The sequence below is a fragment of the Fibrisoma limi BUZ 3 genome (genome assembly GCF_000296815.2).
In the GTDB taxonomy this organism is placed as follows: Bacteria; Bacteroidota; Bacteroidia; order Cytophagales; family Spirosomataceae; genus Fibrisoma; species Fibrisoma limi.
Window position 1 is genome coordinate 246,145 of sequence record NZ_CAIT01000006.1, and the last position, 10,874, is coordinate 257,018.

The window sequence follows — 10,874 nt, forward strand, 5'->3', positions numbered from 1 at the left end:
TAAACAAAATTTTTTAAAAAGTAACTATTTATAGTGAAAAATACTTGAAATGATTACTTAAGTAACGCAATTAGCAGTAAGGGGCGGAATTTCTGTGTAACTCCTGTAGCAAAACCCTGTACAATTTTTTGAACAATTAGAGCGCCGTGACGTAATCCAATTAGAGATAGCGTTTAACACTACGTCCCCAACAGTGTAAGCAATCATGCTGATTGATAAAAGTAGCGCCCAACCCGATGAGATTTCGCCCGAACTGGCCGCGTTTGAGCAGCACAAGCATATTCCGTCAGTAATCCGGAAAAATGTGCTCATCGCGCTGTCGTTTTATCCGGAGCTACGGACCGCCAGTATTCGCTTCGTTTTCAAGCAAAGCATCCGGTCGTCGGTCATGCAGGCGCAGCCGGTTGTCGGTAGCTTACTGGGTAACCGCAATAAGCGGGCGTATCAGATCAACATCAGCGCCATGTTCAAGCTGACGCACACGGCGATCCCAATCCACCACATCCCCGACGCGATCATGATCGGCTGGATTGGCCACGAGCTGGGGCACATTATGGATTACGAAAACCGGAGTACTTTCGGGATGATCAGGTTTGGACTGGGGTACCTCTTCTCGCCCAACTACGTGCGAAAAGCCGAGCGGGTCGCCGACGACTTTGCCGTTAAGCGGGGACTGGGTAATTACCTGGTTGCCACTAAACGGTTCATTCTCGACCACGCCGAACTGCCGCAGGTTTATAAGGACAAAATTGCCCGGCTCTACGTATCACCCGAAGAAATTGTCGAACAGGTCAGAAAGCTGGAAGAAGAGAAGCTGGCCGGCGGGCAAAGGAACGTATAACTGGCCATGGTGTCAGGTGCAGAACCTGACACCACAACATCACCCGACCCAAATGCAGCAGGCGGTGATTGCTTACCGCCTGCTGCATTTGGGTTTGTTTCAGGCAGAGGCCAGATGCCGGTTGTAGCCGGCGTTGACCAGTTCCTGGTAGGCGTCCCAGACTTCGTCCGGAATGTCCTGCGGAATCTGAAAACCTCGTTCCGGATACAGCCGGATGCGCTGCAAATCCCCGACCATGATGCTGATGACGTCGTCGGGCGACAACTCCGGGTTGGTGTATCGGCTCAGATAAACGTCAAACGAATCCTGCGGGGAGGTGACGATCACCGGTTTCTCCGGCCATACTTTTCGAAACGTAGCGTAGCTCCGGCGCTCCATGTAGGGCTTCTGCACCACAATGAATGTCTCCGGATCGAGCCCTTTTTCGGCGAGTAGTTCTTTGGTAAACAAGACGTTCTGGCCGGTGTTGGCCGATTGGTTTTCGATCAGAATATGGGCTTGCGGTACGCCCATCTCCACGGCAATACGGGCGAAGAGGTCGGCTTCGGGTTCGGTCCACATCGAACGGGTAATGACCCCGAGCCCACCCGAAAAAATGAGCAGGGGTGCCCAGCCGTCCAGAAACAACCGGGCTCCGCGTTCGGCTACCCGGGTGTCATGGCTGCACAGCACCAGAATGGCATCGGCTTTCTGGAGGGCATGGTTCATGTGGTGATAATCCCAGAGCATCTGGGCCAGTTCGCGAATGCGGGCATTCATCATAATCGACGGTTAGTTAACCAGGCGGAGTGTAACGACATTAATCAGCAAATTCACCACGAGTGCCAGACAGAATGACGCGCCCACCGAAAAGTGAGGCAACAGAAAGGCTTGCAGGAAAAAGAACGTAGTGAACCCCAACACACCAATGAGCAGGCCGCGCAGAATCAGTATCGTAGCGTTGCTTCCTTGCAGATAATGGGTAAAAATGGCCAGTATGGACGTAATGATGGGAAACGGCGTCAGGATGCCGCTCCAGGCGGGGCCAAGGACATTGGCCAGCCAGGTAACTGCTACCACAAACAACGTAGCGACTACCATCCGAATAGGCAGGTCGAACGGCAACCGTCGGGTCTGGATCGGCTGCGCAGCGGGTGTAGGAAAAAGCCGCAGCGCCAGTATGGCACAGCTAATCGCAATGCCGTAGGTAGCGAACAGATCGAGCGTGAAGAAGGTAAACACCCAGGCGACGGCTACGTACACGACGTACGAGATCAAAACGGTAGGTAGCCAGTGTAACTTCCGCGATAGCTGCGCGTAACAGTAACAGAACGTAATCCAGGACACAATACCCATCAGAATGCCCTGAACGGACCGAATACCAAAGGTTTTTCCCTGTTCTAGAATAAAAAACAGCAGAATCGGTCCCGCGACCCACGGCAGACTGGCAATCATGCCCCCAATGCGATGCCCCCATTTCCGGCTGGAGAGCGTGATCAGACCAATCACCAGCGGCATCAGGGTCATTTTAACGAGCAATACATTCATGAATAAAGAAGAGCAACCCGGTCAGGCAGCCACGTTCGGTCACCAATCGGTGCGCAAGGTAATACATGCCTGGAAAAATGTGTTCATGTACCCCTGTCAGCTCAGCATCAATTGAACGTTTTCGTCGTTTACGAACAGCTTGGCCACTCAGGGCGTAACCGGTACTTCCGGACTCCGGGTGTATCCGATGCGCATAGCCACGGCGGTCATGTATTGCTGCCTGGGTATATCGATTGGCTTCGTATACACCTGCCAGCTCTTGCTGTCGCCGATTCGGTAGGCAATGGACGCGCCGGGGGTGGAGCAGCTCAGCGCGACTTTATCGCCCGACCGGGTCGCCTGTGGAGCGGCCGTTACGGGTGGTTTGTCGGCACCCTGCCACATCTGTTGTACCAGTTCTTTTTCGGGTATTTTGCCGAGGTCGTTGGTTTCCGTCAGCCACTTGTCCATCTCCTTCCGCAGTCGTTTCAGGTGACCAGCGTAAGCGGGCTTTTCGGCCAGATTGGTCAGTTCATAGGGGTCGGTGGTCAGGTCGTAGAGTTCTTCCGCAGGTTTGTTCGGTCGAAACCACAGCATCTGCGTTGGGTTGAGTTTGCCTGCGTCGCGGAGTTGCAGCAGTTCGGCCATCATCGGCTGCTGCTTTCGGAAAGCAATGTCCATGTACAGCGGGCGGTCAGGAAAGAAGTTACGAACGTACTGGTAGCGTCCGTCGTGAACGGTCCGCACGCGGTCGTATTCCGAATCGAGCCGGTCGCGGGCCCCGAATACGTACCGGCGGGGCTGACCGGTTGCGGGTCGTCGGCCAGTCTGGGGATCGAGAAACGCGCGGCCCTGCATGTACGTAGGGGGCGTCAAACCGGCCAGGGTCAGGACCGTCGGGGCGAGGTCGATCATCGAAATCAGTTCGTCGCGGGTTGTACCGGCGAAACGCCCGTCCGCAAACCGCACGATCAGCGGAACTCGCAGGCCCCGGTCATAAATTTCCCGCTTCACAAACGGCAGCCCGTCGCCGTGATCAGACCAGAAAAAAATGATGGTTTTGTCGAGCAGACCGTCGGTTTCCAGTTGTTTCAGGATGTCGCCTACCCAATCGTCCATGTCGCGGATGTTGCTGTAGAACCGGGCCATATCCTGCCGGACGGTCTTTGTGTCGGGGTAGTACGGGGGGACCTTGATCCGGGCCGGATCTGCCCGGAGGGGCAGGTCTTTTCGCTGCCACACCTGCGACTCGTGCGTGACGGTGTTGTTGAATACAGCAAAAAACGGCCGGTTGTCAGGTCGATTCTTCCAGTACGCTTTGTTACTGACTTCATCCCAGACCGTCGGCGGGGCTTCGAACTGGTAGTCCGTTTTGACGTTGTTGGTGGCGTAGTAACCGGCAGCCCGCAAAAACTCCGGGAACGCTTTTACCTCCGGAGCCATCACGACTGAATACTCCTTCGGCAGGCCGGTTTTGGCCGGATACGTATCGTACTGCGTCCGCATGTTGTGGCCACCCGTACTCGTCTGGTACATCCCCGTAATGATGGCGTTGCGGCTCGGCGCACAGACCCCCGCCGTGCAGAACGCGTTGGTAAACCGAATGCCCTCTCGTGCCAATCGATCGATGTTGGGCGTAGGGATGGTCGTATCGCCGTAGCAACCAAGCCGGGGCGACATATCCTCACACGAAATCCAGAGGATATTGGGCGGTACGGTCGGGGCGCTCCCGGCATCCCGGCGCTCGGGTGCTTTCTCAATGGCCCAGCCGGATACGAGGGCGGCTGCGGTTACCAGCAGGAGCAGAAAACGATGGCGAAACGTCATGGTCGGTCAGTTATTGGGTGAACGGAAAGTCAGGGGATGGGACGCGGGCCCGGTCCAGGATCGTTTTCAGCCGGGCGACGATAGCCGGGTTGCCGTCGGCGATGTTGTGCTGTTCGGTCGGATCGCGGCTGAGGTCATACAACTCCATGCGGTTATCCTTCAGCAGGTAAACCAGTTTGTAAGAGCCCTGCCGAACGGCCTGTTTACGACCCTGTTCGTGGAACTCCCAGTAAAGGTACGGGTGCTGGGGCTGGGTACCCTTGCCCAGCAGTGCTGGCAGGTAGGAAAGGCCATCAAGTCCGGCCGGCTGCGGCACTCCAGCCACCTCGCAGGCCGTTGGGAGGAAGTCCCAGAAAGCCGAGGGATGGTTGCTGATTGTCCCGGCCTTAATCCTGCCCGGCCAGCGTGCCAGCATGGGCACCCGGATACCACCCTCGTACAAATCACGTTTTATGCCCCGCAATCCGCCGTTGCTGTTGAAATAGGCAGGATCATTACCCCCCTCCGCGTGCGGACCGTTGTCACTGCTGAAAATCACCAGGGTGTTGTCGTCCAGCTTCAGCTCGTGTAGTTTAGCCAGTACCTTACCCACGTGTGCATCCAGGTAGGTAATGCTGGCGGCAAACGCTTTTTGTACGTCCGGAAACTCCTCGTTAGCATAGGGGCCGTAGTCGGGTACCTCAATGCCGTGGGCCGCAACGAGTTTATGTTCGTTGTTAGCGTGGGGCGATACGTAGCTCAGGTACAGGAAAAACGGTTGCTGCTTCGACTGTTCGATAAACTGCAGGGCTTCGTTGGTAAATAAATCCTGCGTCCATTCCACCCGTTTAGTGGCCGCTGATCCAATGCCTTTCACCCCGCCGTTCTCTACGTAAATGACCTCGTTGGGGAGCTTGACTTTCGTTTCGTTGCGCCAGAGAAAGTCAGGGTAATGATTGTGCGCGTGGGTTTGATTCAGATAGCCATAAAAGTAGTCGAAGCCCTGTTGGCGCGGAATGCCCGTCGACCCGTCTTCGCCCAGACCCCATTTGCCAATGAGCGCCGTCGTATATCCAGCGCCTTTCAGGTATTCGGCAACAGTTTTGTCGTCCGGCTGCAGGGGGACGCGGGCATTGCCCCGGATGCGGGTATGGCCGGTGTGCAAGCCTGTCATGAGGGTACTTCGTGAGGGCGCACAGACGGTGCTGCCTGCGTAGTGCTGGGTAAACCGCATACCCTCCCGCGCCATACGGTCGAGATTGGGTGTCCGGATGGTTTGCTGACCCGATCCGGTGTTCCGGTAGCAACCCAGATCCCCATAGCCGAGATCGTCGGCCAGAATAAAGATGATGTTGGGCTTCCGGGGACCGGCTGGCGACGGACGGCCTTGCCCCGACGTGGTATGAAACCCACTACTGACGAGCCAAAGGATAAGCGTGATTTTCAAGTAGTTCATCCCGTTCATAATTTGAATGCAATGAGGTTTTACGGTCAGTTTGAATCTTAGCCCGATGGCGTAGGCGAAGTGCCCCGCAGGTAGAATTAGTAAGGTCTGTTCAATCGATAAAGCTGTACGTTTTTTGATTCTAATCGTCGAAATAGCCCCTCAGCAGACTGACGCGGGTGGGGCGCAGACGGGCGAGACGTAGAAGTTAGTGAAGCGAACTTCTGCCTCCGCCAGCCTGTCGAGACTCGGGGTTTGCAGGTGTGGATTCCCCGCGAGGCTGTAGTCACCGTACCCCATGTCGTCGGTCAAAATCAGCAGGATATTGGGACGCGGTCGAGGGGGCTCCTCGCTCAGGCGCCAGCCGAGTGGGAGTAGGGCAACAAACGTCAGCAGCGAACGAGCGTTCATCAGGCTATCCAGGATTTACGCCCATGTGAGCGGCTATTGTCAGAAAATCGTCCTCCGGTATTTCCAGAAAGCCAAACCGGAACGTTATGCCCCAGTTCGTTTTATTTTTAATAAAATGGAGCGCTGGAATTAATGGCGCAATGGGGGCTTCGTGGCTTTCCAGGAACGTAATGTCCCGCCGGAACGGCTCAAAGTCGGGCGATACGGTTGTCTGATACACCGCATCACCCTGCACCCATCCTATGGCAGTGAATGCCCGTAGCGGTGTTGTTTCCCCTAGCGTTAGTTTCGGTGAATAGAACGCGACGCCATCGCCGTTCTGCATGCGCTTGAGGTTGCGGGCGCTGCCATGATTGGCCTGGCAGAAGCCTCCTTCTACACCCCGTAGCACATGGTCGCGGGCGGCTACAATAAGCCAATACCGGACAGGTTTTGCCGAATTGACGGTAGATAGGTCAGACATAGGCTACTTTGTATAGGTGACAATCTGCGGTAACGATGGTGTACGCTTCGTTCAGGTGCTGTAGCAATTGGCCATACTCGTCGACTTTATGCGTATTTCGTTTGCTGATCTATAATGCATTAATTATCTGTTTGCCGGGCTTGAGCGGTATCGTTTTCCCGGCCCAGACCAGTGTTCCGGTCACGCCTTCGGGCAGCGTAACGGACCCGCTCAGGCCCCGGCCTTTCTTTTCCAGCCGGAACACCATCTCGCCCATCGGCAACGGGTACGTACCGTCCAGTAGCGATAAGGCACCCAATCGGGGTTCCATCCGAATCGACCGGAACCCTGGCTCGGCCGGACGAATACCGGCTATCGTACTGAAAAACGCGTAGCCCGGGGCTGTGCTCCAGGGGTGGCATTCCGAGCGCGTCGGCTTGTTTGGCGACTCGAACCGCTCGGGCGTAGTCGACAAACCATCGGCCAGGACCGCTTTCCAGGGTTGCAGGGCTTTGTCGATCAAATCACCGGCCTCGGGCGACGATCCTACGGCCTTGTGCAGGGCTTCAAACAGGTAAATGCGGTAGTAGTACGTTGCCTGACCAAGACTGGTGTCCGCCAGAATCTTCTGAAGTACGGGCAGTTGCTGGGCAGCAGGGAGGGCGTCGGTCAGTACGGCCATGATGTTGGTATGCTGATCGAAGTAATCCCGGGTAGGGCGTTCGGCCATCAGCCCCCGACCGGCATCGAAACAGCGGTCGTACACCTGTTTTTTGATCTGATCGGCGCGCTGGCGGTACGTTTCAGCCTGTCGTGGCCCGGCCTGTCGTGCATCGCCCAGGAGGTCAAAGATGCGGGCGGCATTCTGAAGCGCGTACACGTAGTGCAGCGTCACCACGGCGGAGTTGGAGCCATCCTGCCCCGGTGCCAGGCCACCCTTTGCCCCCGGATCGCTGTACCAGTCCACGAAATATGCCCATCGGGTTTTGCCCGCCAGTCCATTCGGCTGCATCAGGGCCTCGAACATGGCCAGCGTCTGGTTGATGCCGGGCACAAACTGACGAATGAAGTCTTTATCACCCGAATACATCAGGTAATCATACAGCATGTCAATCCAGATGACCGAGTAGGTCGGGTGCACGAAGGTAGACCGTAGCGGGTAGCAACTGGTCAGGTTACCATCCCACAGCCGGGAGTAATGGAACTGTTCGAGGGCGTTGCGTACGTGCAGGTCGTTGCCGGTCATGGCCAGCCAGGTCAGGTCGTGGACCTTGCTGTCGCCGAGGTACTGCATGGTTTCGTAGTAGGCGTCGCTCAGAAAATAATCCTGCGTACACAATTCCACCGTCCGGCGGCAGATGTCGAAGATCTGCGCGTATTCCGGCTGGTTGGTCGCGAATCGGGCTTTAACCGGGATGGGCGATGCTGTGTAGTCGTTATACAGATCGTTGATCGTGAGCGGCTGATCGCCGGTGGCAACTTCCAGTTGAATAAACCGGAACGTGCGCAGCCACGTTGGGCGGAACATCCGGTTGGCGCTGCCGTCGGGTACGACCACGTCCCGCATACCTATGAACTGCCGCCCGTCAACCTGATTGCGGTTGCCTTTCTTGGCGGAGTTGGGCATGAACAGATTCTCGGCGTAGCCAATCCGTACCCGACTGCCCGCGCCACCGGAAAAGTGAAGATGCGGATACCCGATGGTGAGCTTTCCGTGATCGATCAACAGGGTTGTTTGGGTATTGGCCGGGATTACCAGCGGTTTGTTGCCCTGTAGAAAGGCTCCGTCGGTGGTCAGCCCCGAAACATTGGCGACGCGGCCGAGTCGTTCCTGGCGCTGGGTCTGCAAGGGAACATTCCGGGGTTCGAGCAACCAGGCAAATCCGCCCCCCAAGGAAGAAACCCCTTCGCAGAAGACGGCCGGTTTCCAGGCCGAATCGTCGAACGTAAGCTGCTCCCAGCCCCAGGGGTAGGCCGCCGTGTTCAGGCTGTCGGTGGGGTTAGCCGCGTAAAAGCCGCCGATGATGTCGCGGTCTTCGGGCCGGGCCCGCCACCGGACAGCCTTGTGTGCAACGCCCCGGTTGTGCAACACCCGCCAGCCGGTCTGGGCGATGGTGCTGACGTTGACGGTGCCGGTTTCGGGCGTATTCAGAATGAACGCCGTCCGGTACGATTGCATACCAAAGAAACGGTCGGGACCAAAATTGACCACCTCAGCGGCCAGTACATTTCGTCCCGGCTGCAGCAACGGTGCCAGATCGATGGTCTCGTAGCGCCAGTGCCGGATGTCAGAAAGCTGCGGCCCCAGACACACCTGCCTGCCGTTCACGAATAGCTTGTAATGGTTATCGGCCGATACGTTGACCACGAACCGCTCCGGTTTCCGGGGCAGCTCGAACACCCGGCGAAACAGCACTACCGCCGACTCCCCACCCGATAGGTCGGGGTGGGTAATCCACTGCGCTTTCATGGCTGTAGGCGCATAGCGGGGCGTTGACCCTTCGCGGCCTGTCGTGGCCCGGCCTGTCGTGGCCTGGCCCGGGCTGTCGTGGATCGGCACATTCAGTTCCTGCACCTGCGCCAGGCATAGCGGGGGTAGCACAGCTATTGAGAGCAGTGTGATACAAATCCGTAAAAAGGGTTTCATAGAGGGGGTTTCGGGTAGGGTGTTGGTCAGGATTTACAGATTCTTGCGCTTCAGTTCACCGACAGCAAAATCGGCCGCCCGGGCGCTCAGGGCCATGAACGTAAGCGACGGATTCTGGCAGGCCGTGGATGCGAAACTGGCGCCATCGGTGACGAACACGTTCTTCGCGGCCCAGAGCTGGTTGTTCCCATTCAGCATCGACGTTTTCGGGTCGCGGCCCATGCGTACCCCACCCATTTCGTGGATGGCGAGACCGGGAGCAGAGTTGTTGTCGTACGTACTGACGTGCTTCAGTCCGGCCGCTTCGAGCATCTCGGCGGCATCATTGGCCATATCTTTTCGCATCAGCTTTTCGTTCTCCCGGAATTTTACGTCGAACACCACGGTCGGTAATCCCCATTTGTCGGGGCGGCTGCGATCGAGCGTGATCCGGTTGTCCTCGTACGGCAGACATTCGCCGAAGGCCACCAGTCCCATTGTCCAGGGGCCGGGTTTGGCGGCTTCTTCTTTCAGTTCTGCCCCGAATCCGGCCGTTTCGGCGACAAGTCGCTGCCAGCCCGACCGCGACGCACCACCCTGGTAGCCGAAGCCTCGGACGTACTCTCGTTTGTCGGTGCCGATGTTTCGGTAGCGCGGAATGTAGATGCCGTTGGCACGACGGCCGTAGTAGTATTTATCCTCAAAGCCCAGTCCTTCGGCCCGGCCACTGGCTCCGATCTGGAAGTGGTGGTCCATGACGTACCGGCCCAGCGTTCCGCTGTCGTTACCGAACCCAGTCGGGAACCGGTCGGATACCGAGTTGAGCAGGATGACGTTGGTGCTCACCGTCGAGGCATTCAGGAAGATGATACGGGCATAATACTCCGTGGTCTGCTTCGTAACGGCATCTACCACCCGCACGCCCGTGGCCCGTCCGCGATCCTTGTCGAACAGCACCTCCGACACGATGGACTGGGTCCGGACGGTCAGCCGATTGGTTTTCCGGGCTGCGGGCAACGTAGCCGACTGGCTGCTGAAATAGGCACCGTAGGGGCATCCCCGGCTGCACATATTCCGGTACTGACACGGTGCCCGACCGATGGCCGTCTGCACGGCGTTGGGCTGCGAGAGGTTTGCCGTACGACCGATCAGCATCGTCCGGTTCATCTTCTGCTTTAGCTGCTGGCTGATGTGCTCTTCCACGCAGTTCATCGGCATGGCGGGCAGGAAGTCGCTGTCGGGCAACTGAGGCAACCCGGCTTTGCTGCCCGAAATTCCGGCAAATTTCTCCACGTAGCTGTACCAGGGCGCGATGTCCTTGTACCGGATCGGCCAGTCGTTGCCGAAGCCGTCGCGGGCGTTGGCGCCAAAGTCAATGTCGCCCCAGCGGTAGCTTTGTCGCCCCCACATGACCGATTTGCCCCCGAGAATGTCGGGCCGTCGCCAGTCGAACGGCTGAATCTCGCGGTAGGGGGCGTCGTGGTCGTTGAACCAGAAATTTGCGTTCTGCTCATTGTGGGTATGCACCCGGTATTGGGGTGGTGTCTTGTCGACGGGGAGCGGTGTTCGGCCGCGGTACGGAAAGTCCCAGGGGGCTTTCAGCGCCGTTTCGTAGCCGGTAATGTGCTCCAGTGGGCGACCCCGTTCGAGCATCAGGACGCGCAGGCCCTTCTCAGTTAATTCTTTGGCGGCCCATCCGCCACTGATGCCGGACCCGACGACGATGGCGTCAAACGTATGGGAATCGGGTGGTGTCTTCAGTTGGAATGTCATGGTTCAGGAAATTGCTGGTGGAACG

At 57.4% G+C, this 10,874-nt stretch carries 9 protein-coding genes; 1 reads left to right on the forward strand and 8 read right to left on the reverse strand.

Annotated features, from left to right (window positions below):
- Positions 1–205: 205 nt before the first annotated feature.
- Positions 206–841: a hypothetical protein gene (locus tag BN8_RS09000; RefSeq protein WP_009281529.1), complete on the forward strand. Its 636-nt coding sequence runs from the start codon at positions 206–208 to the stop codon at positions 839–841.
- 99 nt (positions 842–940) lie between these two features.
- Here the strand turns inward: BN8_RS09000 and BN8_RS09005 are convergent, their stop codons facing one another.
- The 8 genes from BN8_RS09005 to BN8_RS09040 all read right to left on the reverse strand — a co-directional run bounded on the left by BN8_RS09005 (position 941) and on the right by BN8_RS09040 (position 10,849).
- The gene (locus BN8_RS09005; RefSeq protein ID WP_009281530.1) at positions 941–1,603 is read right to left on the reverse strand and encodes a YdcF family protein; all 663 of its coding nucleotides are present in this window, start codon (positions 1,601–1,603) and stop codon (positions 941–943) included.
- A gap of 9 nt (positions 1,604–1,612) precedes the next feature.
- Positions 1,613–2,368: a hypothetical protein gene (locus BN8_RS09010; RefSeq protein ID WP_009281531.1), complete on the reverse strand. Its 756-nt coding sequence runs from the start codon at positions 2,366–2,368 to the stop codon at positions 1,613–1,615.
- A gap of 147 nt (positions 2,369–2,515) precedes the next feature.
- Complete coding sequence (locus tag BN8_RS09015) at positions 2,516–4,174, reverse strand: sulfatase family protein (protein ID WP_009281532.1); 1,659 nt, start codon at positions 4,172–4,174, stop codon at positions 2,516–2,518.
- Between the two features lie 10 nt (positions 4,175–4,184).
- On the reverse strand, positions 4,185–5,609 hold the full coding sequence (locus BN8_RS09020) for an arylsulfatase (protein WP_144051630.1): 1,425 nt from the start codon (positions 5,607–5,609) through the stop codon (positions 4,185–4,187).
- Positions 5,610–5,759: 150 nt separating this feature from the next.
- Positions 5,760–6,008: a sulfatase-like hydrolase/transferase gene (locus BN8_RS09025; protein WP_040005666.1), complete on the reverse strand. Its 249-nt coding sequence runs from the start codon at positions 6,006–6,008 to the stop codon at positions 5,760–5,762.
- Between the two features lie 4 nt (positions 6,009–6,012).
- A complete protein-coding gene (locus tag BN8_RS09030) occupies positions 6,013–6,471 on the reverse strand; it encodes an EVE domain-containing protein (protein ID WP_009281534.1) in 459 nt (152 codons plus the stop codon).
- Positions 6,472–6,580: 109 nt separating this feature from the next.
- Entirely contained in the window at positions 6,581–9,097 is a 2,517-nt protein-coding gene (locus BN8_RS09035) for a family 78 glycoside hydrolase catalytic domain (protein WP_009281535.1), read from the reverse strand.
- 33 nt (positions 9,098–9,130) lie between these two features.
- Positions 9,131–10,849, reverse strand: coding sequence for a GMC oxidoreductase (locus tag BN8_RS09040; RefSeq protein WP_009281536.1), 1,719 nt, complete (start codon positions 10,847–10,849; stop codon positions 9,131–9,133).
- Positions 10,850–10,874: the final 25 nt, after the last annotated feature.